This window comes from Azospirillum himalayense, from assembly GCF_042657465.1.
Lineage (GTDB): Bacteria > Pseudomonadota > Alphaproteobacteria > Azospirillales > Azospirillaceae > Azospirillum > Azospirillum himalayense.
In genome coordinates this window covers 171400-194848 of sequence record NZ_JBHSLC010000122.1, presented here as the reverse complement: position 1 = coordinate 194848, position 23449 = coordinate 171400, and the positions used below count along the sequence as shown (strand labels likewise).

The window sequence follows — 23449 nt, the reverse complement described above, 5'->3', positions numbered from 1 at the left end:
ATGAACCGACGCAACGCTTACCTCATCACGGCCGCGCTGGCGCTCCTCTCCGCCGGCCCCGCCTTTGCCGCTCCCGCCGTCGATCACAACCGGGAGTTCCAGGCCTGCCTGACCCTCGCGGAAAAGCGCCCGGCCGAAGCGCTGGAGAGCGCGCAGACCTGGCTGAACCGCGGCGGCGGCGACCATGCCCGGCTGTGCCAGGCGCTGGCGCTGTTCCACAAGGGCGACTTCACCACCGCCGGGGCGCGGCTGGAGGAGCTGGCCCCGGTGCTGGGCAAGGACGACCCGAAGGCCGGGGCCTCGATCCTCGGGCGGGCCGGTTGGGCGTGGCTGCGCGCCGGTGACAATGTGCGGGCGGAGCGGGCCTACAGCCGCGCCCTGGCGCTCCAGCCGGACGACGTGGATCTGCTGATCGACCGCGCCATCGCGCGGGCCGAGACGGAGCGCTTCTGGGACGCCGTGGCCGACCTGGACGCCGCGCTGAAGAAGGACCCGCGGCGGGCCGAGGCCTATCTCTACCGCGCCGCCGCCCACAAGGCGCTGGCCAACGACCGGCAGGCCGTCGCCGACATCGACCGCACGCTGGAGCTGCGCCCCGGCGATCCCGATGCCCTGCTGCTGCGCGCCACCATCAAGGCGCAGGCCGGCAATCTGCCGGGCGCGCGGGAGGATTGGAGCCAGATCGTCCGCAACACGCCGAACAGCGCGGCGGCCAAGACGGCGCAGGCCAACCTCGACCGCTCGGCCAAGGCGCCGGCTCCCGCCGCAAAGGGCGACGCGAAGGCCGGGGCAGCGCCCGCAAAGCCCTAGTCGCAGTAGGGCCGTTACGCTCATTTTACAAGGCTCCTGCGACATTTAGACGGCTGGACGAGTGCGAACGCTTCGCAGGATCATTCGCGGCGAAGAGGGGCGGACAGGAACGCGCCCCCCACCTCCCGGTGCGATCAGGTGCAGCCATGAGCGGTCATCCCACCCCCGAAACGGGCCAGTCCCCCGGCGGACGGCATTTGGGCGAGTTGAAGAAGGGCGAGCGCGCCCGCGTGACCGGCGTCGATGAGCGCGGGGTCGTCACCACCCTTCCCGAAGGGGAGCTGGAGCGGCGCATGATCGAGATGGGGCTGGTCGAAGGCTCCCACGTCGAGGTCCTGCACGAAGCCTTTCCGGGCCGCGACCCCATCGCCATCCGGGTGAACGAGCACACGCTGGCGCTCCGCCGCGCCGAGGCGCGCGCCGTGCTGGTGGCGCCCGCCGCCTGACGCCCGCCATCTGACCCGCGGCGCCGCCACCCTCCTTCAAAGCGACCCCCTGCAAGGACATCCGGCCATGTCGGTCCTGGACTCCGCCCTGCCGCCGCGCATCGCGCTGGTCGGCAACCCGAACTGTGGCAAGACCGCCCTGTTCAACGCGCTCACCGGTTCCCGCCAGAAGGTGGCGAACTACCCCGGCGTCACCGTGGAACGGAAGATCGGGCATTTCGTCAGCCCGCTCGGCCGCCGCGTGCAGGTGATCGACCTGCCGGGCACCTACAGCCTGCGCGCCCGCTCCCCCGACGAGGAGGTGACCCGCGACGTCGTGCTCGGCCGCTTCTCGCACGAGGACAGCCCCGACCTGCTGGTCTGCGTCGCCGACGCCACCAACCTGCGCCTGAACCTGCGGCTGGTGGTGGAGCTGAAGCGGCTGGGCCGCCCGATCATCCTGGCGCTGAACATGATGGACGCGGCGGAGAAGCGCGGCTGCCGCATCGACGCGGCGGCCCTGTCCGCAGCGCTCGGCGTGCCGGTGGTGCCGACCGTCGCCATCCGCCGCGGCGGCGTCCAGCCGCTGCTGGAGCAGATCGACGGCGCCATGGCCATGGCGTCCGATGCGGCGGAGAATCCTCCTCCCTGCGGCTGGAGCGAGCCCTCCTCGCGCGACCTGCGGGTCTACCACCAGGAGGTCGAAGGGCTGCTGGCCGGCTGCGTGGCCGACGCCGGCCTGCCGCCGCTGGCGACCCGGCGGGTGGACGCCGTGCTGCTGCACCCGGTGTTCGGGCTGGCCTTCCTGTTCCTCGTGCTGTTCCTGATGTTCCAGGCGGTGTTCGCCTGGGCCGAGGCGCCGATGAACCTGATCGACAGCGCGGTCAGCGGGCTCAAGGACTGGGTGGCCGCCACCCTGCCGGACGGCGCGTTGCGCAGCCTGCTGACCGACGGGATCATCGCCGGGGTGGGCAGCGTGGTCATCTTCCTGCCGCAGATCCTCGTGCTGTTCTTCTTCATCCTGGTGCTGGAGGCGACCGGCTACCTCGCCCGCGCCGCCTTCCTGCTGGACCGGCTGATGGGCGGGGTGGGGCTGCACGGGCGGGCCTTCATCCCGCTGCTGTCCAGCTTCGCCTGCGCGGTGCCCGGCGTCATGGCGGCGCGCACCATCGAGAACCGCGCCGACCGGCTGGCCACCATCATGATCGCCCCGCTGATGACCTGCTCGGCCCGGCTGCCGGTCTACACGCTGCTGATCGCGGCCTTCGTGCCGGACCGTCCGTTGTTGGGCGGTCTGGTCGGGCTGCCGGGGCTGGTGATGTTCGCGCTCTACGCCGCCGGCATCCTGTCGGCGCTGGCCGTCGCCTTCGTTCTCAAGGGCACGGTGTTCAAGGGCGCGCGCGAGCCGCTGCTGATGGAGCTTCCGGCCTACCGCCTGCCCAACCCGCGCGACATCGCGCTGGGCCTGTTCGAACGGGCCAAGGTCTTCCTGGCGCGGGCAGGCACGACGATCTTCGCGCTGATGATCGTCATGTGGTTCCTGGCGAGCTTCCCCGGCGCGCCGGAAGGGGCGACCGAGCCGGCCATCCAGTATTCCATCGCCGGCATGATCGGCCACGCGCTGGAACCGCTGCTGGCGCCGATCGGATTCACCTGGCAGATCGCCGTGGCGCTGGTGCCGGGCATCGCGGCGCGCGAGGTGGCGGTCGGCGTGCTGGGGACCATCTATGCGCTGAGCGACAGCGGCGACGCGCTGCAATCCTCGCTCGCCGGGGCTCTGGCCGCCTCCTGGAGCCTGCCGACCGCCCTGTCGCTGCTCGCCTGGTACGTCTTCGCCCCGCAATGCGTCGCCACCCTGTCGGTGGTGAAGCGCGAGACCAACGGCTGGTTCTGGCCGGCGGTGATGTTCGCCTACATGATCACGCTGGCCTACGGGGCGAGCTTCGTCACCTACCGCGTCGCGTCCGCGCTGCTGTAAAGAGAGGGGAGGGCGCGGCCATGTGGCAGGATCTGCTGGTCGCCGTGGTGGTGGTGGTGGCCGCGGCGTGGACGGTGTGGCGGGTGATCCTGCCGGCCGGGCTGCGCGACCGCCTGCTGGGCAGGGCCGCGCCGAAGGGTTCCGGCTGCGGCGGCGGGTGCAAGGGCTGCGGCCCGGCTGGTGGCGGATCAAGCTGCCACTGAGCCGGAGCCGCTACAGGGCCGGGACTCGGACGGCGCCCCGCTTGACCGCGTACATCGCCTGATCAGCGTGGACGATGAGTTGCTGGGCGTCCCGCCCGTCCTGCGGATAGACCGCGACGCCGATGGACAGGGCGAGCGGCAGCCGCAGCCCGTCGATCAGGATGGGCTCCGCCAGCGCCGTCCGGCACTTGTCGGCGACGGTTTCCGCTCCGGCGCGGGTCACCTCCACCTCCAGGATGATGGCGAACTCGTCGCCGCCGATGCGGGCGATCAGGTCGGACTTGCGCAGCAGGCCGGACAGGCGGTGCGCCACCACGCGCAGAACCTCGTCGCCCCGGCTGTGGCCGTGGGCGTCGTTGATCGGCTTGAAGCCGTCCAGGTCGATGTAGAGCAGGGCGAACAGGGTGCCGCCGCGCTCCGCCCGGTCGATGGCCTGCTGCAGCCGGTTGTGGAACATGGCGCGGTTGGGCAGGCCGGTCAGCGCGTCGTGGTGGGCCATGTGGGCCATGCGCGCCTCGTTCGCCCGCAGGGCGGCCTCCTGCTCCCGCAGCTTGCCCAGCAGATAGTTGAAGCCCAGTGCCAGTTCCCCGACCTCGTCCATGCGGCGGACCGGCAGGGGCGACAGCTCGACATGCCCGTCGGCCATCTGGTGCATCCGCCGCGCCGCCTCGGTCAGCGGGCGGAAGAAGCGGCGCATGCCGATGAACAGCACGGTCACGGCGAAGGCGGCGATCATCAGGCTGTTGGTGGCGATGAAGGTCTGGAGATCGCGCACCCCTTCGAACGCCTCCGCCGTGGGCAGACGGGCGACCAGAAACCAGCCCGCCGTGGGAACGGACGCGATGGCGGACAACTCCTCCACCCCCGCCGCGTTGACGGTGATGCCGGTGCCGCGGTAACCGGCCATGGCCCGGTCGTGCAGCGGATTGACCCCCTCCGGTGGGGTCGCGGTCAGGATCATCCCGTGATCGCTGGCCGACACGAACAGCTTGTCGCGGGGGGAAACCAGCAGGAAGCCGCCGCTGCGCCCGATGCGGTTTCCCTGCACAAGATTAAGGAAACCAGGCGACGACAGGGCGGTGGCGCCGCTCAGGACCGCAACCGGGCGTTCGGCGGCGTCGGTGACGGCCATCGCCATGACCATCATCGGCTCGCCGTCGATGGAGGAGCGGGCGGGCCGCCCGATCACCGGTTCGCGGGACGCCAGCGCCGCCTGGAACCAATCGCGGCTTGAGACGTCGAAATCCGGCGGCCGGTGCCGTTCCGGATAATCGGCGACGACCCCGCGGCCGTCCAGCCGGACGACCATCAGCCCGCGCGAGAACAAAGGCGCGATCTCGTGATGCCGTTTCAGCCAGTCGCGCAGGGCCGTTGGATCGTCGAGGGCGGCCAACGGCAGGCTTCCGGCGGCGCGACGCAGGAGATCGAGCCGAGCCTTGATCTTCTCGTCGATGTCGTGGGCGACGTAGGACGCCGTCGATTGCTGCTGGGACGAGGTAAGGTTGTTGATCTTGTCCTCCAAGAAGGACGACAGGACCCAGATGCGCGCGCAGGCGCCGACGAAGACCAGGACTAGTCCAAAAAGCATAAGGCGAACGACGACACTGCGGCTCTGCCGGCGCAGTTCATCGGCCACGGCGACGAGCATCCGCAAGCTCTACTCCTCCAAGAAACCGTCTTCTTATTTCCCAGATGGCTAGGCTTCGTGCCCACCGCCTGCCGAAGATAAACGATGCCACGCCTGTTCGGAAGACGGAAAGGGCGCCAAGCCCCTGTCAAAAGCACCGGAACTGATTGAAAAAACGAAATATTTCCACCCAAGAGCGAAAAATCTCCGTGTCGGCTCGCGTCTCTTCCGCTTCGGTGATAACAAAGCGCGGCTGGACGAAGCGTCGAGCCGCGCCGATGTCCGGCCGCCCGCCATCCAGCCCCTACCTTCTCTGTCCGATCCGGAGCGCCGACATGCCGAACGACTCCAGCCGAGCCTCCGCTCTCCTTCCCTTGGTCGCGGCGCGCCTGTGCGGACCCGCTGGGACGGGGGAGGATCTGAAGGCCATCGCCGATGTCTGCGAGGAGGCGCGGGCCGCGGGGCTGGGCGCCGACCCGGCCCTGATGGCCGCGCTGGAAACCGCGGTCGCGGGCACCGACCCGATCCTGCGGGAATCCGCGCTGGGCCACATTTCCGGCGACCTGCGGCGCTTTGCCCGCATCCTGGACATGGTCGGGAATGTGCTGGACTTGGCGCCGCTGGAGGGCGTCAACCAGATCTACTGGTCCATGCAGCGGCAGATCTTCCTGACGCGCATGGACGCGGCGACCATGCTCGACTTCTTCACCGCCCTCCTCTTCCCCTTCTACGAACGCTTTCTGGGCGAGGTGGCGCGGCGCCTGGATCTGCGCCCGGCCTCGCGGTCGGCCGGGGCGCCGGACACCGGGCGGGTGGTGATGGTCACCAACCAGCTCCTGTCCGCCTATCACCAGCCTTCCCGCGACCTGCTGCGGCAGGCGGCCCTTTTACAGGGGGGCGCCGGGCGGGAGGTGCTGATCCTCAACACCAACATGATGCCGGACCGTTACCACAGTCCCTTCGTGCCGCCCTTCGCGGCAGCCATCGAGGCGCAGTTGGACGGCGAGCAGTTCATCGCCTTCGAGGACCAGCGCTTCCGCCTCACCTCCTCGGTCGAACCGGGCCTGACGGCGGGCAAGCTCAAGGGGTTCCTGACGGCGGTCGAGGCGTTCGACCCGGACGTGGTGATCGGCTTCGGGGGGTCTGTGCTGCTGGCCGACCTGCTGGGGCCGGCGCGCCCGCTGCTGTGCATCCCGACGACCACCGGCACGCCCGTCACCCTGGCGGACATCGCGCTGGACTTCGGCGGGACCACCCCGCCGCCGGAAGGCGGGCGCTTCGCCCGGGCGTGGCGGCCATTCCGCCTGGGCCTGTCGCTGCGTCCGGACGACGGCGCGTCCCCCGCCGCCCGCGCGGATTTCGGCCTTCCCGAGGACGCCTTCCCCTGCGTGGTGATCGGCAACCGTCTGGACGCGGAAGTGGGGGCGGAGTTCCTCGCCCTTCTGGAACGGCTTCTCGACGCGATCCCGCGCGCCGTCGTGCTCTTCGCCGGGGACGCCGGGACTTTGCCCGGACGGCTCGCCGCGTCCCGCCACGCCGGACGGCTGCGCAGCCTGGGCTGGGTGGAGCGGATGGGCGGGTTGCTGGGGCTGTGCGGCCTCTGCCTGAACCCGCGCCGCACCGGCGGCGGGGCGAGTGCGGCGCAGGCGCTGGCCGCGGGCGTGCCGATCCTGTCCTTTCCCGGCGGTGACGTGGCGAGCGTCGCCGGACCGGATTTCCTGGTGACGGACGAGGAGGCTTTCATCGCCCGGGCGGCGGCGCTGGCAGCCTTTCCGGAGCGGCTGGAGCAGGCCCGCGCTGCCGCCCGCGCGCGCTTCGCGGCGGTCCAGGGGGAGGGCGGGGACGCCGCCCGTCTCGCCGCGCTGCTGGACGAGGCGGTCGCCCTGCACCGGCAGAGGGCGTGAGGACGGCGATGCGCGTGCTTCTCTGCGGGCAGGGAACCTCGGAAATCCTCTGGTCCATCCACGCCGCCCTGATCGCGCTGGGGCACGAATCGGTGCTGGCGCTTCCCGACATCTCGCGGGAGGTGATCGACCGGCCCATCGACGCCATCCTCGCGCTGAACCTGTTCGAGATCCCGCGCGACACGGTGGAGATGCTGACCACCTATGTGGCGTCCTTCGGCACGCGTCCGGCGCTGGTCCACATCTGCCTGAAGCACCCGTTGGAGGAGATCGGCGCCACCACCCCCGCCGCGGTGGCGGAAGCGGATCGATGGATGGAACGCTGGAACGTCCGGATGTGGTGCATGTGTCCCAGCGTGGCGGAGCAGTGCGGGCGGCTGGGCCTGACGCGGGTGTTCCACGCCCCGCTGGGGGTGCATCCCTGGATCTGCGCCCTGCGGGACGGCGACGGCACGCTGCATCTCTACAAGCGCTGGATGTCCCAGGCCGATCCCGGACTGGTCCGCCACCCTTACCGAGCCATGACGGGAGAGGCAGGGGACCGGGATGAGACACCGCTGGTCGCTGGACGCTTCGTCTATCTCGGCCAGGGCTGTCCGCCGGCGGAGTCCGCCGACCCCGCCGTCCGGCGCGCCGCCGAAGCCGTCGCCGAGGCGATGCGCGCCCGGCCGGGGCTGCACCGGACGGCGGCCATGGACCTGTGCGGCCTGTGCGGGCCGTCCGCCGACCCCGCCTGGACGCTGGCGTTCAACAGGGTCTTCGCCGCGGTCTTCGCGGTGGAGAACCGCCGGCGCTTCGCCACCGCCCTGCGCGACGCCTTCGGGGATGCTTTCGCCCTGTGGGGGGACGGCTGGGACCGGTACGGCCTCGCGGCGCACCCGGTCTCCCCGGGCCCGCGCGCCCTCTATCACGAGGCCGCGGCCTGCCTGGATTTCGGAAGCCTCGCCTACGACACGGCCATCTTCCCGCGCACCCTGGAGATCGTGAAGCGCGACGGCCTGCTGGTTAGCTGGCGGCACGCCGACAGCGGCCGGCTGTTCGGCCCCGTCGAGGACGAGCTGACCTTCGGCGACGGCGAAGAGGCGGTGCAGCGCTTGGCGGCGTTGCGCGACGACCCGGACCGCCGGGCACGGCTGCGGACCTCCCATCGGGAGTGGGTGTCCGACCGGCTGTCGCTGGAGCGCATCCTTCCCGGCGTGCTGGCCGGCGGATGTCCACCTTCCCCCCATACGCACGCGCAGTCCACCGATACCTCCGTATAGTTTTCAGGCCGGCCCGCCTCCGGCACTGTGGTGGCGAAGACGATGTTCCGCGCTGTCCGTGGAGAGGTCGGTATCCGCCTTCCCCTCGCGCCGCGGTTCTTTCGCGCGTCCAAAAAAGGAGGGGGTTTTGAGCACGATCTCGACCAAGGACGGCACCCGCATCTTCTACAAGGACTGGGGCAGCGGACAGCCGGTGGTCTTCTCGCACGGATGGCCGCTCAGCGCCGACGCCTGGGACGGGCAGATGCTGTTCTTCGGCCAGCAGGGCTACCGGGTGATCGCGCACGACCGGCGCAGCCATGGCCGGTCCGACCAGACCTGGACCGGCAACCACATGGACCAGTACGCCGACGATCTGGCCGAGCTGCTCGACGCGCTGGATGTGCGCGACGCCGTGATAATCGGCCATTCCACCGGCGGCGGCGAGGTCGCCCGCTACATCGGGCGCCACGGCACCGGGAGGGTCGCCAAGGCCGTGCTGGTCGGGGCGGTGCCGCCGATCATGCTGAAGACCGCGGCCAACCCCGGCGGCCTGCCGATGGAGGTCTTCGACGGCATCCGCAAGGGCACTTACGACGACCGGTCGCAGTTCTTCCTGGACCTGACCATGCCCTTCTACGGCTTCAACCGCGACGGGGCGAAGGTGTCGGAGGGGCTGCGGCAATCCTTCTGGCTGCAGGGCATGATGGCCGGGATCAAGGGCGCCTACGATTGCATCCAGCAATTCTCGGAAACCGACTTCACCGAGGATCTGAGGAAGATGGCGGTCCCGACGCTGCTCATCCACGGCGACGACGACCAGATCGTGCCCATCGACGCGGCGGCCCGCCGCGCCGTGGAGATCGCGCCGCAGGCGACGCTGACGGTCTACGAGGGGGCGCCGCACGGCCTGACGGCCACCCACCAGGACCGCTTCAACGCCGACGTGCTCGCCTTCATCAAGGGGGCGTAGGCAAGGACCGGTCAGGCGTCGCCGGCGGGGGTCACCTTGTCGGCGATGCGCACCAGATCGGGCAGGGACCGCGCCTGCATCTTGCGCATCACGTTGGCGCGGTGGACCTTCACGGTGATCTCGCTGAGCTGCAGCTCGGCGGCGATCTGCTTGTTGAGCTGCCCGGCGGCGACAAGCCGCATCACCTCCCGCTCGCGCGGGGTCAGGCTGCGGAAGCGCTCGCGAAGGTCGCAGAGGACGTCCAGGGTGCGGCGGCGGTCGCGGTCGCGCTCGATGCCGGTGTGGACGGCGTCGATCAGGTCCTGATCGCGGAAGGGCTTGGCCAGGAACTCGACGGCGCCGGCCTTCATCGCCGTCACCGACATGGGAATGTCGCCGTGGCCGGTGATGAAGACGACCGGCAGATGGATGTCGGTCCCGGTCAGCTCGCGCTGGAACTCCAGCCCGCTCTGGCCGGGCAGCCGGACGTCGAGCACGAGGCAGCCCGGCGCGTCGGGCAGGCGCTGCTGCAGGAATTCCTGCGCCGAGGCGAAGGGCAGGGCGGTCAGCCCGACGGAGCGCAGCAGGCTGACCAGCGAGTCCCGGATGGACGGATCGTCGTCGATGATGGCGACGAAGGGCGTTTCCACGGCCATGGCGGGGCGGTCGGACATGGAACGGTCGCTCATGGCGTCCGCTCCAGCGCCGCTCCGGCCTCCGGCCGCTCCGGCTCGTCATCGGCGGGCAGGGTGAAGCGGAAGACGGCGCCGTGGGGCTGGTTGGCGGCCACCCACAACCGGCCGCCATGGGCCTCCACGATCGACTGGCAGATGGTCAGCCCCATGCCGATTCCATGCTCCTTGGTGGTGAAGAAAGGTTCGAACAGTCGCTCCTCCTGGGCGGGTTGCAGACCGGTGCCGGTGTCCTCCACAGACACGATGACGTCCGTGAGCCCGCGGCGGCGCGAGCGGATGCTCAGCACGCGCGGTCGGTCGGTGACCGCGGCCATGGCGTCGTCGGCGTTGGCGATCAGGTTCAGCAGCACCTGTTCGAGCTGCACGGCGCTGCCGTTGACCGCCGGCAGGCGCTGCTGAAGGTCGGTGCGCACGGCGATGCGGTTCAGGCGGCGCTCGCCCTCCGTGCGGTCCAGCGCGCTGCGGATCACGCCGTTGATGTCCATCCGGCTGCGCTGGGGCGGCGCCTTGCGGAAGGAATCGCGGATGCAGGCGATCACCCGCGCGGCGCGGTGCCCGTCGTCGGAAATCCGCTTCAGCGCCGCCCGCACCTCCATCAGGTTGGGCGACGGGCGGTCCAGCCAGCGCAGACCGGCGCCCGCGTTGGTGACCATGCTCGCCAGCGGCTGGTTGACCTCGTGCGCGATGGAGGCGGAGAGCGCCTCAAGGCTGGCCAGACGGGCGTCGCGCACCCGCCGCTCCGCCGCCACCGAGCGGACCAGCCGCCCGTAGAGCGTGGTCATCTCGGCCAGCAGGACCAGCAGGACGATGCTGGAGGCGGCGAGCCCGAACACCCGCCCCGACCACCAGCCGGCGCTGAAGCGCCCGGCGCTGATGAAGCTCAGCAGGCAGGTCTCGATGGCCCATGCGCCCAGCACGACCATCAGCCACAGGTCCAGGACGGAGCGTCGCTGCCGCCACAGGACGGCCAGGGCGGCGGCGCAGAGCGCCAGCGCGGTCACCGGCACGACCCGCCACAGCGGCGTTTCCCGCATGGTGTCGATCATCAGCCGCGGCAGAAGGGCGTCGTCGGCCAGCGCGAAGGCGGTGAGGCCCCCGGCCAGGGTCGCCGCCAGCGCCATGCCGCCGGCGATGGCGGGCAGCGCCGGGCGGTGCGCGTCGCGCGGGCCGGCCTCCATCGCCTTGAGCAGCGCGTAGGCGAGGATGAACAGCGGCAGGCCGAGGCGGCGTCCGGCGGCCACGATGGCCGTGCTCTGCAGGCTGGCGCCGAGCAGCCCGGTCGGCGCGAACACCCCGGGGAAGGTCAGCGCCCAGGGAACGATCAGCAGCGCCGTCGTCAGGTAGCCGGCGGCCAGCGCCAGCAGGGCCGGCGTGCGCTGCGTGGCGTAGAGCGCGAACAGCAGCACGGCGGTCATCAACTCGGTCAGCAGGACCGCGGTGGCGTAGGCGGGCAGCAGGACCGCCGTCCCGTCCAGTGTCAGGCGCGCGAAGGGGGCTGCCACCGCCAGGGCGACCAGAAGCCCGGCCACCGTGCCGATGGCCAGCCGCGTCTGCCCCGCCCGCGGAGGCAGGGTCGCCAGAAGAAACCGCTGGTCTCCGGGGTCATCGCTCGTGCGCATCACCGTCGCTCGCCCGCCCGTCGGGTCACGTCCGCCCTCAACCCTCAAGCCTCAAGCCTCAAACCCTGTCCTTTACCCCGTCCGTCACCGGCGGCGAGCGGCGCCTTGGCCTGATATACCAAGGTATAGGGCCGGCAAACGCAAGTTCAATGTCGCCGTCCTCCGTCCCTGACCGATGCTTCGACACACCGCCGGGCCACAGACATCGTCAGAGGCAACGCCATTGGCACCGGCGCCAAAAACAACGGGGATAGAGACATGACCATCACCGCCACCGCGACTCCCGGCAAACTGCTCGTCTCGCCGAAGGACCACGCGCTGATCATGATCGATCATCAGTCGCAGATGGCCTTCGCGACCCATTCGATCGACGCCACGACGCTGCGCACCAACACCGCGCTGGTCGCCCACGCCGCCGCCGGCTTCGGCGTCTCGACGATCCTGACCACGGTCGCGGAAAAGAGCTTCTCCGGCCCGATCTTCTCCGAGATCACCGAGGCCTTCCCGGGGGCGGAGGTCACCGACCGCACCTCCATGAACACCTGGGAGGACGCCAACGTCATCAAGCGGGTGAACGGCCTGGGCAAGACCCGGCTGGTCTTCTGCGGCCTGTGGACCTCGGTCTGCATCGTCGGCCCGACCCTGTCGGCGCTGGACCAGGGCTTCGAGGTCTACGTCATCGCCGACGCCTGCGGCGACGTCTCGGTCGAGGCGCACCAGCGCGCCATGGACCGCATGGTGCAGGCCGGCGTCCGTCCGATGACCTCGCTCCAGTACATGCTGGAACTGCAGCGCGACTGGGCGCGCACCGAGACCTACGAGATGACCACCGGCATCGCCAAGAAGTACGGCGGCGCCTATGGCCTGGGCATCATCTACGCCAAGACGATGTTCGGGGCGTCGGAAGGTGGCCACAGCGCCGCCGCCTGATCGCGGCGCCGAGCCCCGGCACTTGCTTCGCGGCGCCCGATGCCCCGCGCCGCGGCGGACCGGCCCCGACCCTCCCCGGGGTCGGTCCGTCTCTTCCCGCCCATCCGGACGAAGAACAGGCACGCCATGATGCCTTACCTGCTTTCCCTCGGCGCCGGCATCCTGGTCGGCGTCCTCTACGCGTTGCTCGGCGTCCGCTCCCCGGCGCCGCCCACCATCGCCTTGATCGGCCTGCTCGGCATGCTGGTCGGCGAGCAGGCGGTGCCGGTGGTCAAGCGGCTGATCGCCGGGCAGCCGGTGCTGGCCTTCATCCAGAACGACTGCGCCCGCCACATCCTGGGGCCGCAGGCCGGCGCCGGCGCTCCCGATGCCGCGACCCCGCCGGCCCCGGCCGCGGACGCACCCCCGCGGGGCCGGGCATGACCGGCCGCACCGGCATCGGGCGCCGGGGCGCCATCGCCGGAAGCGCCGCCACTCTGCTCGCCTCGCCCCTGCTCACCCGCCTTGGGAATGCCGCCATGCCCTCTTCCGACCTTCTGATCGTCAACGCCCGCATCACGACGCTCGACCGCGCCAACCCGCAGGCCGACGCCGTGGCGATCCGCGACGGGCGCTTCCTCGCCGTGGGGCGGGAGGCCGAGGTGCGCGCCGCAGCATCTCCCGACGCCGCGGTGATCGACGCCAAGGGGCGCCGCCTGATTCCCGGCCTGATCGACAGCCACATCCACGTCATCCGCGGCGGCCTGAACTACAACATGGAGCTGCGCTGGGACGGCGTGCCGACGCTGGCCGACGCCATGGCGATGCTGCGCGCCCAGGTGGCCCGCACCCCCGCGCCGCAATGGGTGCGCGTCGTCGGCGGCTTCACCGAGCACCAGTTCGCCGAGAAGCGCCTGCCGACGCTGGAGGAACTCAACGCCGCCGCCCCCGACACGCCGGTCTTCATCCTGCACCTCTACGACCGCGCGCTGCTGAACGCCGCGGCGCTGCGCGCGGTGGGCTACGGCAAGGACACGCCCAACCCGCCGGGCGGCGAGATCCAGCGCGACGCCGCGGGCAACCCGACCGGCCTGCTGCTCGCCCTGCCCAACGCGATGATCCTCTACTCCACCCTCGCCAAGGGGCCGAAGCTGCCGGAGGAGTATCAGGTCAACTCCACCCGCCACTTCATGCGCGAGCTGAACAGTCTGGGCGTGACCAGCGTGATCGACGCCGGCGGCGGCTTCCAGAACTACCCCGACGACTACGCGATCATCGAGAAGCTGCACGCCGACGGCGAGATGACCCTGCGCATCGCCTACAATCTGTTCACCCAGAAGCCGAAGGAGGAGTTGCAGGACTTCGCCACCTGGTCGGACACGGTCAAGCCGGGCGACGGCGACGACCGCTACCGCCTGAACGGGGCGGGGGAGATGCTGGTCTATTCGGCCGCCGATTTCGAGGACTTCCGCGTCGCCCGGCCCGAGATGCCGCCCAACATGGAGACGGACCTGGAGCCGGTGGTGCGCCTGCTGGCCGAGCGGCGCTGGCCGTGGCGGCTGCACGCCACCTACGACGAGACCATCGGGCGGGCGCTCGACGTCTTCGAGAAGGTCAACCGCGACATCCCGCTGCAAGGGCTGAACTGGTTCTTCGACCACGCCGAGACGATCAGCGACCGCAACATCGACCGCATCGCGGCGCTTGGCGGCGGCATCGCCGTGCAGCACCGCATGGCCTATCAGGGCGAGTATTTCGTGGAGCGCTACGGCGCCGAGGCCGCCGAGGCCACGCCGCCCATCGCGAAGATGATGGCCGCCGGGGTGCCGGTGGGCGGCGGGACGGACGCCACCCGCGTGGCCAGCTACAACCCCTGGGTCTCGCTGTCCTGGCTGGTCACCGGCAAGACGGTGGGCGGGCTGTCGCTCTACCTGATGGCCAACCGCCTGGACCGCGAGACGGCGCTGCGCCTGTGGACGGAGGCCAACACCTGGTTCTCCAACGAGCAGGGCAAGAAGGGCCGGATCGAGGCCGGGCAGCTTGCCGACGCGGCGCTGCTCAGCGACGACTACATGGCCGTGCCGGAGGACCGCATCCCCCACATCCGCTCCGTCCTGACCCTGCTGGGCGGCGCCGTGGTGCATGGCGAGGGCGATTACGATAAGCTTGCCCCGCCGCTGCCCAAGCCGATGCCCGACTGGTCGCCGGTCGCCACGGTCGGCGGCTATCACCGCGATCCCAAGACGGTGCAGCGGCAGGCGGCGGAGTGCGGTTGCCACTCCGGCTGCGCCGTGCACGGCCACGACCACGCGGCGGCGCTGGGCGCCGACGTGCCTTCGGCGGACGCGCGCAGCTTCTGGGGCGTGTTCGGCTGCGGCTGCTGGGCGGTCTGAGGGGGGAACGCAACGATGGCCGACACCCTCTCCACGCGCAAGGACGCCGCCGCTGCGCCGGTAGCCGCCCTGCTCGACTGGCCGGGGACCGCCTGGCTCGCCCGCCTCGCGCTGGCGGCGCCCTTTCTGGTCAGCGGGCTGGTCAAGCTGACGGACTTCAACGGCGCCGTGGCCGAGGCGGCGGGGCTGGGGCTCGGCCTGCCGGTCCTCGTCGCGGTGGCGGTGATCGTCACCCAGCTCGGCGGGTCGGCGCTGTTCCTGACGCGGCGCTGGTGCTGGCTCGGCGCCGGGATTCTCGCCGGCTTTACGGTGGTCGCCACGCTGCTCGCCCACGCCTTCTGGACCTATGACGGACCGGACCGCGCGCGGCAGACCGCCACCTTCCTGGAGCATCTGGCCATCGTCGGCGGCTTCGCGGCGGCGGCGGTGCTGACCCATCGCGACTCCCGCCGCCGGGGAGGGCGCGCATGACCGCCGAGGCCGTCCCGAACCCCGGGAAAAAGCCCGCTGGAGCCTTCGCGCCGCTGAGCAACCGGCTGTTCGCCGTGCTGTGGGTGGCGGCCGTGCTGGGCAACGTCGGCACCTTCATGCGCGACGTGGCGAGCGCGTGGCTGGTGCTCGACCTGTCGGGATCGCCCTCCACCGTCGCGCTGATCCAGGCGGCGGGCTCGCTGCCCATCTTCCTGCTGGCGATCCCGGCGGGGGTGCTGTCGGACATTATGGACCGGCGGCGGATGCTGATCGTCATCCAGTGCCTGCTCGCCTGCGTCAGCGCCGCGCTGATGATCCAGGCGTGGCTGGGCGTCGCCAGCGTGGCCTCCATCGCCGGGCTGACCTTCCTCGGCGGGGTCGGGGCGGCGCTGATGGCGCCGGTCTGGCAGTCCATCGTGCCGGAGCTGGTGCCGCGCGGCGAGCTGAAGGGCGCCGTCGCGCTGAACAGCCTGGGCATCAACATCGCCCGCGCCATCGGCCCGGCGGCGGGCGGCGCCATCCTGGCCGCCGCCGGGGCCGCCGCCACCTACGCGGTGGACGTGAGTTCCTACATCATCGTCATCGCCGCCCTGCTGTGGTGGCGGCGCACCCCCGACCCCCGCGACGATCTGTCGGAGCAGTTCGGCGGCGCGCTGCGCGCCGGGCTGCGCTACGCCCGCGCCAGCAAGGAGCTGCACCGCGTCTTCCTGCGCGCCGGCCTGTTCTTCGCCTGCGCCAGCGCGCTGTGGGCCCTGCTGCCCATCGTCGCCGGGCCGATGCTGGGCGGCGGGCCGGGCTTCTACGGCCTTCTGCTCGGCGCCGTGGGGGCGGGGGCGATCGGTGGCGCGACCGTCCTGCCGCGCCTGCGCGAGCGTCTTGGGGCGGACGGCCTGATGCTGGCCGCCGCGCTGGTCACCGCCGTCGTCATGGGCATCCTGGCCCTGGCGCCGCCGCGCTGGCTGGCCCTGCCGGTCCTGCTGGGCGCCGGGGCGGCCTGGATCGCCGTCCTGACGACGCTGAGCGCCACCACCCAGGCCATCCTGCCCAACTGGGTGCGCGGGCGTGGGCTGGCGCTGTACCTGACCGTGTTCAACGGCGCCCTGACGGCGGGCAGCCTCGGCTGGGGCGCGCTGGCCGACGGCATCGGCGTGCCCGCCACCCTGTGGGTCAGCGCCGCCGGGCTGCTCGCCGTCGCGGTGCTCTCCCGTGCCGTGCCGCTGCCGGAGGGCGAGGCCGACCTCACCCCGTCCAACCATTGGCCGGAGCCGCTGACCGCCGAGCCGGTGCGCAACGACCGCGGTCCGGTGCTCATCACCATCGAGTACCGGGTGGCCACCGCCGACCAGCACGCCTTCCACGCCGCGCTGCGCCGCCTGTCGGAGGCGCGACGGCGGGACGGCGCCTACGCCTGGGGCGTCAGCCAGGATTCCGGCGATCCGGAGCGGGTGCTGGAGTGGTTCTTCGTCGAATCCTGGGCCGAGCACCAACACCAGCACCGCCGGGTGTCGCACGCCGACGCGGACGTGCAGAAGGAGGCGCTGGCCTTCCACCGCGGCGACGGCCCGCCGCGGGTGTCGCATTTCCTGGCGCTGGAGCACCATGCGGGGCCGGCCTCGTGAGGCGGTGGCGCGGGGCGCTGGTCGCGGCTCTGCTGCTCCAGTCCGCCCCAGCCCCCGCGGAGACCCCTGCGGAGACGCCGCCCCCGCCGCTGACCAACAGCCGTTACGACGAGGATTACCGCTACCTCCTCGACCCCGCGGCGGGCAGCGGCGCCTTCTGGGAACGGTTCAAGGCGATCCCGCTCACCCCCGGCGGCACGGTCTCCCTGTCCACCGGCCTGGAGGCGCGGCTGCGCGGCGAGGCCGTGCGCAACAGCGGCTGGGGGCAGGATGAGCCGAGGAACGACGCCTACGGCCTGTGGCGCCTGCTGCCCTACGCCGATCTGCGCGTCGGCCCGGCCCTGCGCGCCTTCGGGCAGCTGATCATGGCCGGCTCGGCGGGCAAACTCGGGCCGGAGGGAGCGCCGGACGTCGATCGCACCGACCTGCTGCAGGGCTTCGCCGACCTCTCCGTCCCGCTGGGAGACGCGCAGGGCACGCTGCGGGCGGGGCGCCAGATGCTCGCCTACGGATCGGAACGGTTGATCAGCCTGCGCTACGGCGCCAACGTGCCGCGCGCCTTCGACGCGGTGACGGGCATCGTGCAATCCGGCCCCTGGCGGGTGGACGGCTTCCTCGGCCGCCCGGTCCGCGCGGCGCCCGACCTGTTCGACGACCGGCGCGACGGCGGGCGCTCCGCCTGGGGGCTGTACGCCACGCACGGCGAGGGGTCGGGCTGGGGTACGGGGCTGGACGCCTACTACATCGGCTACGGCAACCGGGCGGCGTCCTTCGAGGGCGGGCAGGGGCGGGAAGAGCGGCATACCTTCGGCACCCGCCTGTTTGGCAAGGCCGACGGCTGGGACTGGAACTGGGAGGCGATGCTCCAGACGGGCCGCATCGATGGCCCGAATACAGGGGGTGACACCATCGCCGCATGGTCGGTCGCCAGCGACACCGGCCACCGCTGGGACGGCGTCCCACTGCGCCCGCGGCTCGGGCTGAAGGCCAACATCGCCAGCGGCGACCGCGATCCCGGCGACGGGCGGCTGGGCACCTTCAACCCCCTCTTCCCCCGCGCGAAGTATTTCGGGGAGCTGACCCCGGTCGGGCCGCTGAACCTGATGAACCTGCATCCCTCCGTGGATGTGGCGCTGTCGGACGACGTCAGCCTGTCCGCCTCGGCCATCGCCTACTGGAGGATGAGCCTGGAGGACGGCGTCTACGACCTGTCCGGGAACCTGCTCCGCTCCGGCGCCGGGTCGCGGTCGCGCCACATCGGTACGCAGGGGGAACTCGTTCTGTCCTACGCGGCCGGGCGCACGGTCGAGGGGCTGCTGTCCTACTCGCTGTTCCAGCCCGGCTCCTTCCTTCAGGACACCGGCCCCGCGAAGACGATCCACTTCGTCGGGATGGAGGCGGTGTTCAAATTCTGACCCCTCCGGGTGATGGCGGCCATCCGCCGGACGGATCGAGGGGCGAACTTACGGTAAGTTGCACCCGCCAGCGGGGTCGGGATGCGGAACATCCGTGCGACCGCGCCGTTCCTGCGCCCGAACCGGACCAAAGCGAACCGGACATACGCCCGGAAGCCGGTCCCAGAAGAGGTGGAGGCGATCCCATGAAGCACCAAACCCGCGCCGTCCTGGCGGTGTTCCTGAGCGGCGCGGTCCTGGCGGGCTGTGCGCCGGCGTCCGAAACCGCGCCGCCGTCCGCCGCCATGGCCCCGGCGAGCGTCGAGCCGACGCCCCGGCTGTCCATGGTCGAGAACGTCCGCTCCGCCGCCAAGGTCCGCGGCATCGACAAGGCGGCCCGGACGGTGATCCTGCAATTCCCGGATGGGCGGGAGGAGGCGGTGACCGCCGGAAGCGAAGTGCGGAACTTCAACCGCATCAAGGTCGGGGACACCGTGCAGATCGAGTACGCCCGCCTGACCAACATCGTTACCCAGCCGCCGGGCGGCGGACCGGGCGCCATTCAGCGGAGCAGCACGGACCGCGCTGCGGTCGGCGAGATGCCGCGGGCGTCGGCGATCACCACCACCCAGGTGACGGAGGTCGTCGAGGCCATCGACCTCGGCCGGCGGACGGTCACGCTGCGCGGGCCGCAGGGACGGACGCGCACGGTTCCGGTCCCGCCGGAGGTGCAGGGGCTGGAGACGGTGAAGCCCGGCGACGAGGTGGTGATCAGCCGGACGGAGGCCGCCACGGTCACCGTGATGCGATGAAGAGGGGAAGGGAGAAAGCCACCGATGAGGGAAGGTGGCGCGAGTGACGGGACTTGAACCCGCGGCCTCCGGCGTGACAGGCCGGCGCTCTAACCAACTGAGCTACACCCGCTATATGGCTCCGGATGCTGGACTCGAACCAGCGACACGCGGATTAACAGTCCGCTGCTCTACCGACTGAGCTAATCCGGAACGGAGGCCGGCTTATAAGCCCCTTTCCGGGGGCTGGCAAGGGGAAATCGAACGGCTGGCAGGATTTTCCGTGCTGCGCCCGCGGCGGCGGTGCAGGGCCGTGACAATGGGGCCGAAATGTGGCGAAGGCCTCGCGCGCCGGTTGACAGCGGGCGCGGCTTTCGCTTCCTTCCGGCCCCGGTTCCCGTCACCTGCCGCTGGTCCCTGTTCCCCATGTCCAAGGTCGTTCCCTTCGCCCAGGCGCGCGAAGCCCTCCTCGCCCGCCTCACCGAACAGCTTCCCCCCTCCACCGAGTGGGCCGGGCGGCTGATGCTGATGCCGGACGGCAACCGGGTGGAGCCGATGCCCGCGACGGATGCGGTGGAGGTGTTGCGCGCCTTCCGCGCCGGGCTGGGCGAGGCCATCGGCGCCGCCCCCTGCTCGGTCGGCGGCATGTGGGTGTCGCGGGAGGACTGCCTGGACTGGGACGGGCTGCTCGCCCCGCTGGCGGTGGCCGCCGGCTATGTGGTGGCCGGGGCGACCGGCGGCGCCGGCCTGTCGGTGGAGCTGTTCCGCTGCAAGAGCGCGCTGGTCGGCTGGGGCGTGCGCGGCCTGCGCGGCGAACCGGCGGTGGCCCGGTCCGCCGGCTACGCCGTGGTGATGGTCAGCCGCCGTCCGGACGACCAGGAAATCGTCCTGGACCGCGTGATGGACACCTTCGGCTTCGTGATGCGCAGCCAGGGTGAGCCGGTGGTGGAAACCGGCGACCTGAACGCCCGGCTGGCCCGCCGGGCCTGCCCGCTGCGGCGGTAGGCGCCCGGTTACCGGTTCGGCGTGTCGGCCTGCACGATGCGGGCGACGGTCTGCAAACGCTGCACGTCGCGCACTTCCAGAACGATGCCCAGGTTCAGCGCGGCGAGCGTGTCCGCCAGGGACCGCATGCTGTCCCGCACCCGCTCCAGCGCGTCGGGGCCGTGGTCCGATTCGCTGCCGAGGGAACTGACGAAGGCATTGATTTCCAACTGCATTTACGCCCGGCTCCGCCTGTGTGGTGGGTGCTGTCCCTCATGGCGTTACTCCGATCCGCCCGGTCCCGTCCATGACGCTTGCGCCATAGGCCGCTGGGCGAATCCTCCCCTTCGCCATTAGGCCGAAGGGCGGCGGAAGCGCATGGGTTCGCCGAAGCCGGGAATGGCGAAATGACTTGAATCGACCGCTTGCTCGGCCAGGGCGTGGTGCAGCGCCCGGATGGGAGCGTCGATGCCCTCGGCGGTCAGCTGGAAGGTGCCGAAATGCATGGCGACGCTGTGCCGCGCCCCCAGGTCGCGGTGAGCCCGCACGGCGTCGGCCGGGTTCATGTGCTGGGCGGCCATGAACCAGCGCGGCTCGTAGGCGCCGATCGGCAGCAGGGCGACGTCGATGGCGCCGAACCGCCGCCCGATCTCCCGGAAATGCGGGCAATAGCCGCTGTCCCCCGCGAAATAGACGGCGGCCTCCGGCGTCTCCACCACGAATCCGCCCCACAGCGTCCGGCGCCGGTCAAAGGGGGTGCGGGCGGACCAGTGCTGCGCCGGGACGAAGGTGATCCGGGTGCCGTGCGGGCCGGGCAGGCTGTCCCACCAGTCAAGCTCGTGCACCGCGTCGAAGCCGGCCCGGCGCATCATCGGGCCGTTGCCCAGCCCCGTCATCACCTGCGGAACGCCGCGCCGTCGCGCCAGATCGCGGAGCGTCGGGGCGTCGAGATGATCGTAGTGGTTGTGGCTGAGCAGCACCGCGTCGATGGCCGGCAAATCCTCCATGCGCACCGCCGGCGGGCGCACCCGCTTCGGCCCCAGCCGCCCGAAGGGGCCGGCATGGTCGGAATAGACGGGGTCGGTCAGGAAGGCCGCCCCGCCGATCTGGATCAGGAAGGTCGCCTGCCCGATGAAGGTCACCGCGACCTCGCCCCGCGCCGGGGTGACGGCGCGGAAAGGGCGGGGCGGCTCCGGGTCCGGCGGCGTCCAGCGCGGGCCGCGCGCCTTGTAGAGCCGCCACAACTCGCGCGGGCTCTTGTCCGTGTCGGCGTGGGGGTTGAAGAAACGGCGCCCGTCCCAGTGGTCGGACGGGACGGCGGGAAAGCGGGGCTGGCTGTCGTCGCGCGGCATGACACCAGAAGTGGGGTGGTGCGGCGGCCTTGGCTAGGCTGCCGCCTGCCGCGATGCGGCAAGAATTTCGTGTCCGCGCAGCAAACAGTTTCCATGGCGGAATGTCAGATGATTAAAGCATTGAAAGCGTTGCATTTTTTGGGGTCTGCCCTGCAAGAAGCGCGCGTGTGGTATTAGGTATACCAGAGCATATTGGTCTCAACGAACAACGCCCCCGATAACGCCTCCCAACGATTGGAGACCATCATGAACAGCTCGACCTACAGCCACATCGGCAACGACCGCGCCCAGTCCTCCGCCCTCCAGGCCGTCCGCGAATTCCTCGCCGCCTGGCTGCGCGCGACTCCGGCCTACATCGTGTATCGCGCCCTCAGCGAGCGCTGATTGTGAAACGGGGGGCGGCCCAGTGGTCGCCCCCCGTGTCGTATGAACTCGGTGCTTCCCGGTTCAGGATGCCGGCGTGAAGTTCCGGCTCCAGACCGGTTCCAGGTTCGGCAGGGCCAGCACCCGCTCCGCCACGCCCGAGAGCTTTGGGCAATGCTCCGCGAACCAGGCGCGGCGGGGCCGCCAATGCACCATCGCCCCGACGTAGATGTCGAGCGCGCTGAAGCGCTCCCCCAGCACCCACGGGCCGCCGCCCAGTTGCGATTCCAGCCAGAGCCACAGCGTCTTGCGCTGCTCCACCATCGCCGCGCCGAGTGTCTCCGGGGCCTCCGTCACCCAGCGCTCCGGATAGTCGCCGTAGGTGAAGGTCGGGTAGACGTTTGCCACCAGCCAGACCAGCAGCCGCAGGAAGGTGGCTCGCTCCGGCGCGTCCGGCGGCGGGGCCAGTCCGGCGCCTGGGTGCCGCTCGGCCAGCAGCAGCGCGATGGCCGCGCTTTCCGTCATCACCGTCCCGTCCGGCAGGACCAGCGTCGGGATCTGCCCCAGCGGGTTCAGCGCCAGCAGCCGCTGCCGCGCCCCGCCCTGCGCGTCGAAGCCCGCGACATCCTCGAAGACGAAGGGGACGCCGCACTGGACCAGCATGGCTTCCGTCAGGACGGACCCCCAGCCGGGCGCCCCATAGAGCCTGTAGTCCGCTCCGCTCATTCCCGATCCCTTCCGTCTTGGGGTGCCTGTTCCGCCGCCAAAGCCCAGAAGGCTTCCGCTGCCGGGCTCTGGCGCGCGCGCGGGCGGTAGAGCCGCACCTCCACCGGGATTTCCCAACCCGCCCCGCCGGCCCGCACCAGCCGTCCCTGCGCCAAATCTTCGCCGATCAGGCTGTCCGGCAACCACACCACCCCGCGCCCGTCGCGGGCCAGCGTGCGCAGCACCGCGGCGAGGTGCGAGGTGAAGACGGTATCGAGCGCCAGAGGCGCCGGAAAGCCGGCGCGCGCCGCCGTGACGATGCGCCCCATGCCCGATTCCGGGCTGTAGGCGAGATGGGGCAGGACGGTCCCGCCGCCGGCCAGGGCGTACCGCGGCGCGCCCTCCCCGTCCGGCGCGCAGACCGGCACCAGACGGTCGCTTCCCACCGCGGCCGAGCGGAAGCCCCCGGCCTCCAGCCGGGAGGGGGCCGCCGCGTGGGCGTGGCACAGCAGGAACTGCGCCTGCCCCTGCGTCATCACCTGCTCGCAGGCCTGCATGCTGTCGGACAGCAGGTGGATGGCGCCCAGCCGCGCCTGTCCCTCCAGCCGGCTCAGCCAGGCCGGGAAGAAGGTCAGCGACAGCGCGTGGGTCGCCGCGAAGCGCAGCGCCGTGGCCGCCGCGCCGCCGGCCAGCCGCGCCTCCTCCCGCCCTTGCAGGAGGCGGCGCACCGTCTCGTCGGCGAAGGGGCGGAAGCGGCGCCCGGCCTCGGTCAGCCCGACCGGCTGGGTGCTGCGGTCGAACAGCGGCGTGCCGGTCCAGTCCTCCAGCGCGCGGATGCGGCGGCTGAAGGCCGGCTGGGTCAGGTTGCGCCGCTGCGCCGCGCGGGAGAAGTTGCCGCACTCCGCCAGGGCGAGGAAGTCCTCAAGCCAGTTCAGTTCCATCGCTGTTCCGCCAGCCAATATTCCGTCAGCCCATGCCGGATGCGCATCATGCGATTTGAAACTGGCATTGGCC

The 23449-nt window shown here is 71.2% G+C and carries 23 protein-coding genes and 2 tRNA genes; 16 read left to right on the top strand and 9 right to left on the bottom strand.

Annotation, left to right across the window (positions count from 1 at the left end; all coding sequences use genetic code 11):
* The 4 genes from ACFPMG_RS35165 to ACFPMG_RS35150 all read left to right on the top strand — a co-directional run bounded on the left by ACFPMG_RS35165 (position 1) and on the right by ACFPMG_RS35150 (position 3416).
* Positions 1 to 810 carry a tetratricopeptide repeat protein gene (locus ACFPMG_RS35165; protein WP_377000804.1) on the top strand — a complete coding sequence of 270 codons (810 nt, stop codon included), beginning with the start codon at positions 1 to 3 and terminating at the stop codon, positions 808 to 810.
* 146 nt (positions 811 to 956) lie between these two features.
* The gene (locus ACFPMG_RS35160) at positions 957 to 1256 is read left to right on the top strand and encodes a FeoA family protein (protein ID WP_051658377.1); all 300 of its coding nucleotides are present in this window, start codon (positions 957 to 959) and stop codon (positions 1254 to 1256) included.
* Positions 1257 to 1323: 67 nt separating this feature from the next.
* Entirely contained in the window at positions 1324 to 3213 is a 1890-nt protein-coding gene (gene feoB, locus ACFPMG_RS35155; protein WP_377000802.1) for a ferrous iron transporter B, read from the top strand.
* A 20-nt stretch (positions 3214 to 3233) separates the two neighbouring features.
* A complete protein-coding gene (locus tag ACFPMG_RS35150; protein ID WP_377000800.1) occupies positions 3234 to 3416 on the top strand; it encodes a hypothetical protein in 183 nt (60 codons plus the stop codon).
* Between the two features lie 10 nt (positions 3417 to 3426).
* On the opposite strand, the gene ACFPMG_RS35145 is transcribed toward ACFPMG_RS35150, so the two are convergent.
* Positions 3427 to 5064, bottom strand: a complete 1638-nt coding sequence (locus ACFPMG_RS35145; protein ID WP_377000868.1) for a bifunctional diguanylate cyclase/phosphodiesterase — start codon at positions 5062 to 5064, stop codon at positions 3427 to 3429.
* 314 nt (positions 5065 to 5378) lie between these two features.
* On the opposite strand from ACFPMG_RS35145, the gene ACFPMG_RS35140 reads away from it, so the two are divergent.
* The 3 genes from ACFPMG_RS35140 (at position 5379) to ACFPMG_RS35130 (ending at position 9161) form a co-directional block, all read left to right on the top strand.
* The gene (locus ACFPMG_RS35140; RefSeq protein ID WP_377000798.1) at positions 5379 to 6947 is read left to right on the top strand and encodes a hypothetical protein; all 1569 of its coding nucleotides are present in this window, start codon (positions 5379 to 5381) and stop codon (positions 6945 to 6947) included.
* A gap of 8 nt (positions 6948 to 6955) precedes the next feature.
* A complete protein-coding gene (locus tag ACFPMG_RS35135) occupies positions 6956 to 8209 on the top strand; it encodes a glycosyltransferase family protein (protein WP_377000796.1) in 1254 nt (417 codons plus the stop codon).
* A 127-nt stretch (positions 8210 to 8336) separates the two neighbouring features.
* Complete coding sequence (locus ACFPMG_RS35130) at positions 8337 to 9161, top strand: alpha/beta fold hydrolase (RefSeq protein ID WP_377000794.1); 825 nt, start codon at positions 8337 to 8339, stop codon at positions 9159 to 9161.
* An 11-nt stretch (positions 9162 to 9172) separates the two neighbouring features.
* On the opposite strand, the gene ACFPMG_RS35125 is transcribed toward ACFPMG_RS35130, so the two are convergent.
* Together ACFPMG_RS35125 and ACFPMG_RS35120 are read right to left on the bottom strand one after the other, a co-directional pair.
* Positions 9173 to 9829: a response regulator transcription factor gene (locus ACFPMG_RS35125; RefSeq protein ID WP_377000792.1), complete on the bottom strand. Its 657-nt coding sequence runs from the start codon at positions 9827 to 9829 to the stop codon at positions 9173 to 9175.
* Positions 9826 to 11454, bottom strand: coding sequence for a sensor histidine kinase (locus ACFPMG_RS35120; protein ID WP_377000790.1), 1629 nt, complete (start codon positions 11452 to 11454; stop codon positions 9826 to 9828). The genes ACFPMG_RS35125 and ACFPMG_RS35120 overlap by 4 nt, the downstream gene beginning before the upstream one ends.
* A 258-nt stretch (positions 11455 to 11712) precedes the next feature.
* On the opposite strand from ACFPMG_RS35120, the gene ACFPMG_RS35115 reads away from it, so the two are divergent.
* The 7 genes from ACFPMG_RS35115 (at position 11713) to ACFPMG_RS35085 (ending at position 19052) form a co-directional block, all read left to right on the top strand.
* Positions 11713 to 12384 (top strand): hydrolase, encoded by a 672-nt coding sequence (locus ACFPMG_RS35115; protein WP_014197758.1) that lies wholly within the window; start codon positions 11713 to 11715, stop codon positions 12382 to 12384.
* Positions 12385 to 12510: 126 nt separating this feature from the next.
* Positions 12511 to 12807 carry a XapX domain-containing protein gene (locus ACFPMG_RS35110; protein ID WP_377000788.1) on the top strand — a complete coding sequence of 99 codons (297 nt, stop codon included), beginning with the start codon at positions 12511 to 12513 and terminating at the stop codon, positions 12805 to 12807.
* Positions 12804 to 14756, top strand: a complete 1953-nt coding sequence (locus ACFPMG_RS35105) for an amidohydrolase (protein WP_377000786.1) — start codon at positions 12804 to 12806, stop codon at positions 14754 to 14756. The genes ACFPMG_RS35110 and ACFPMG_RS35105 overlap by 4 nt, the downstream gene beginning before the upstream one ends.
* Positions 14757 to 14771: 15 nt before the next feature.
* The gene (locus tag ACFPMG_RS35100) at positions 14772 to 15227 is read left to right on the top strand and encodes a DoxX family protein (RefSeq protein ID WP_377000784.1); all 456 of its coding nucleotides are present in this window, start codon (positions 14772 to 14774) and stop codon (positions 15225 to 15227) included.
* Entirely contained in the window at positions 15224 to 16846 is a 1623-nt protein-coding gene (locus tag ACFPMG_RS35095) for an MFS transporter (RefSeq protein ID WP_377000782.1), read from the top strand. The genes ACFPMG_RS35100 and ACFPMG_RS35095 overlap by 4 nt, the downstream gene beginning before the upstream one ends.
* Entirely contained in the window at positions 16843 to 18261 is a 1419-nt protein-coding gene (locus ACFPMG_RS35090) for an alginate export family protein (protein ID WP_377000780.1), read from the top strand. The genes ACFPMG_RS35095 and ACFPMG_RS35090 overlap by 4 nt, the downstream gene beginning before the upstream one ends.
* A gap of 185 nt (positions 18262 to 18446) precedes the next feature.
* Positions 18447 to 19052, top strand: a complete 606-nt coding sequence (locus tag ACFPMG_RS35085; protein WP_377000778.1) for a hypothetical protein — start codon at positions 18447 to 18449, stop codon at positions 19050 to 19052.
* 35 nt (positions 19053 to 19087) lie between these two features.
* Here the strand turns inward: ACFPMG_RS35085 and ACFPMG_RS35080 are convergent.
* Together ACFPMG_RS35080 and ACFPMG_RS35075 are read right to left on the bottom strand one after the other, a co-directional pair.
* Positions 19088 to 19164 (bottom strand) — tRNA-Asp (locus ACFPMG_RS35080).
* A 4-nt stretch (positions 19165 to 19168) separates the two neighbouring features.
* Positions 19169 to 19244: transfer RNA gene (locus ACFPMG_RS35075), tRNA-Asn, on the bottom strand.
* A gap of 213 nt (positions 19245 to 19457) precedes the next feature.
* Here ACFPMG_RS35075 and ACFPMG_RS35070 point away from each other — a divergent pair.
* Positions 19458 to 20036 (top strand): hypothetical protein, encoded by a 579-nt coding sequence (locus ACFPMG_RS35070; RefSeq protein WP_377000776.1) that lies wholly within the window; start codon positions 19458 to 19460, stop codon positions 20034 to 20036.
* 8 nt (positions 20037 to 20044) lie between these two features.
* Here ACFPMG_RS35070 and ACFPMG_RS35065 read toward each other — a convergent pair whose 3' ends face one another.
* Positions 20045 to 20251: a hypothetical protein gene (locus tag ACFPMG_RS35065; protein WP_377000774.1), complete on the bottom strand. Its 207-nt coding sequence runs from the start codon at positions 20249 to 20251 to the stop codon at positions 20045 to 20047.
* A 117-nt stretch (positions 20252 to 20368) separates the two neighbouring features.
* Complete coding sequence (locus ACFPMG_RS35060) at positions 20369 to 21367, bottom strand: MBL fold metallo-hydrolase (RefSeq protein WP_377000772.1); 999 nt, start codon at positions 21365 to 21367, stop codon at positions 20369 to 20371.
* 246 nt (positions 21368 to 21613) lie between these two features.
* Here ACFPMG_RS35060 and ACFPMG_RS35055 point away from each other — a divergent pair, with 246 nt between their 5' ends.
* A complete protein-coding gene (locus ACFPMG_RS35055) occupies positions 21614 to 21751 on the top strand; it encodes a hypothetical protein (protein ID WP_377000770.1) in 138 nt (45 codons plus the stop codon).
* 63 nt (positions 21752 to 21814) lie between these two features.
* Here ACFPMG_RS35055 and ACFPMG_RS35050 read toward each other — a convergent pair whose 3' ends face one another.
* Together ACFPMG_RS35050 and ACFPMG_RS35045 are read right to left on the bottom strand one after the other, a co-directional pair.
* A complete protein-coding gene (locus ACFPMG_RS35050) occupies positions 21815 to 22456 on the bottom strand; it encodes a glutathione S-transferase family protein (RefSeq protein WP_377000768.1) in 642 nt (213 codons plus the stop codon).
* The gene (locus tag ACFPMG_RS35045) at positions 22453 to 23376 is read right to left on the bottom strand and encodes a LysR family transcriptional regulator (protein ID WP_377000766.1); all 924 of its coding nucleotides are present in this window, start codon (positions 23374 to 23376) and stop codon (positions 22453 to 22455) included. The genes ACFPMG_RS35050 and ACFPMG_RS35045 overlap by 4 nt, the downstream gene beginning before the upstream one ends.
* Between the last annotated feature and the right edge of the window lie 73 nt (positions 23377 to 23449).

What these genes read in the sequence shown, in the direction of transcription:
- ACFPMG_RS35165 (WP_377000804.1), top strand. Translation starts at nt 1, where the DNA reads ATGAACCGACGCAACGCTTACCTCATCACGGCCGCGCTGGCGCTCCTC.
- ACFPMG_RS35160 (WP_051658377.1), top strand. Translation starts at nt 957, where the DNA reads ATGAGCGGTCATCCCACCCCCGAAACGGGCCAGTCCCCCGGCGGACGG.
- feoB (WP_377000802.1), top strand. Translation starts at nt 1,324, where the DNA reads ATGTCGGTCCTGGACTCCGCCCTGCCGCCGCGCATCGCGCTGGTCGGC.
- ACFPMG_RS35150 (WP_377000800.1), top strand. Translation starts at nt 3,234, where the DNA reads ATGTGGCAGGATCTGCTGGTCGCCGTGGTGGTGGTGGTGGCCGCGGCG.
- ACFPMG_RS35145 (WP_377000868.1), bottom strand. Translation starts at nt 5,064, where the DNA reads ATGCTCGTCGCCGTGGCCGATGAACTGCGCCGGCAGAGCCGCAGTGTC.
- ACFPMG_RS35140 (WP_377000798.1), top strand. Translation starts at nt 5,379, where the DNA reads ATGCCGAACGACTCCAGCCGAGCCTCCGCTCTCCTTCCCTTGGTCGCG.
- ACFPMG_RS35135 (WP_377000796.1), top strand. Translation starts at nt 6,956, where the DNA reads ATGCGCGTGCTTCTCTGCGGGCAGGGAACCTCGGAAATCCTCTGGTCC.
- ACFPMG_RS35125 (WP_377000792.1), bottom strand. Translation starts at nt 9,829, where the DNA reads ATGAGCGACCGTTCCATGTCCGACCGCCCCGCCATGGCCGTGGAAACG.
- ACFPMG_RS35120 (WP_377000790.1), bottom strand. Translation starts at nt 11,454, where the DNA reads ATGCGCACGAGCGATGACCCCGGAGACCAGCGGTTTCTTCTGGCGACC.
- ACFPMG_RS35115 (WP_014197758.1), top strand. Translation starts at nt 11,713, where the DNA reads ATGACCATCACCGCCACCGCGACTCCCGGCAAACTGCTCGTCTCGCCG.
- ACFPMG_RS35110 (WP_377000788.1), top strand. Translation starts at nt 12,511, where the DNA reads ATGATGCCTTACCTGCTTTCCCTCGGCGCCGGCATCCTGGTCGGCGTC.
- ACFPMG_RS35105 (WP_377000786.1), top strand. Translation starts at nt 12,804, where the DNA reads ATGACCGGCCGCACCGGCATCGGGCGCCGGGGCGCCATCGCCGGAAGC.
- ACFPMG_RS35100 (WP_377000784.1), top strand. Translation starts at nt 14,772, where the DNA reads ATGGCCGACACCCTCTCCACGCGCAAGGACGCCGCCGCTGCGCCGGTA.
- ACFPMG_RS35095 (WP_377000782.1), top strand. Translation starts at nt 15,224, where the DNA reads ATGACCGCCGAGGCCGTCCCGAACCCCGGGAAAAAGCCCGCTGGAGCC.
- ACFPMG_RS35085 (WP_377000778.1), top strand. Translation starts at nt 18,447, where the DNA reads ATGAAGCACCAAACCCGCGCCGTCCTGGCGGTGTTCCTGAGCGGCGCG.
- ACFPMG_RS35070 (WP_377000776.1), top strand. Translation starts at nt 19,458, where the DNA reads ATGTCCAAGGTCGTTCCCTTCGCCCAGGCGCGCGAAGCCCTCCTCGCC.
- ACFPMG_RS35065 (WP_377000774.1), bottom strand. Translation starts at nt 20,251, where the DNA reads ATGCAGTTGGAAATCAATGCCTTCGTCAGTTCCCTCGGCAGCGAATCG.
- ACFPMG_RS35060 (WP_377000772.1), bottom strand. Translation starts at nt 21,367, where the DNA reads ATGCCGCGCGACGACAGCCAGCCCCGCTTTCCCGCCGTCCCGTCCGAC.
- ACFPMG_RS35055 (WP_377000770.1), top strand. Translation starts at nt 21,614, where the DNA reads ATGAACAGCTCGACCTACAGCCACATCGGCAACGACCGCGCCCAGTCC.
- ACFPMG_RS35050 (WP_377000768.1), bottom strand. Translation starts at nt 22,456, where the DNA reads ATGAGCGGAGCGGACTACAGGCTCTATGGGGCGCCCGGCTGGGGGTCC.
- ACFPMG_RS35045 (WP_377000766.1), bottom strand. Translation starts at nt 23,376, where the DNA reads ATGGAACTGAACTGGCTTGAGGACTTCCTCGCCCTGGCGGAGTGCGGC.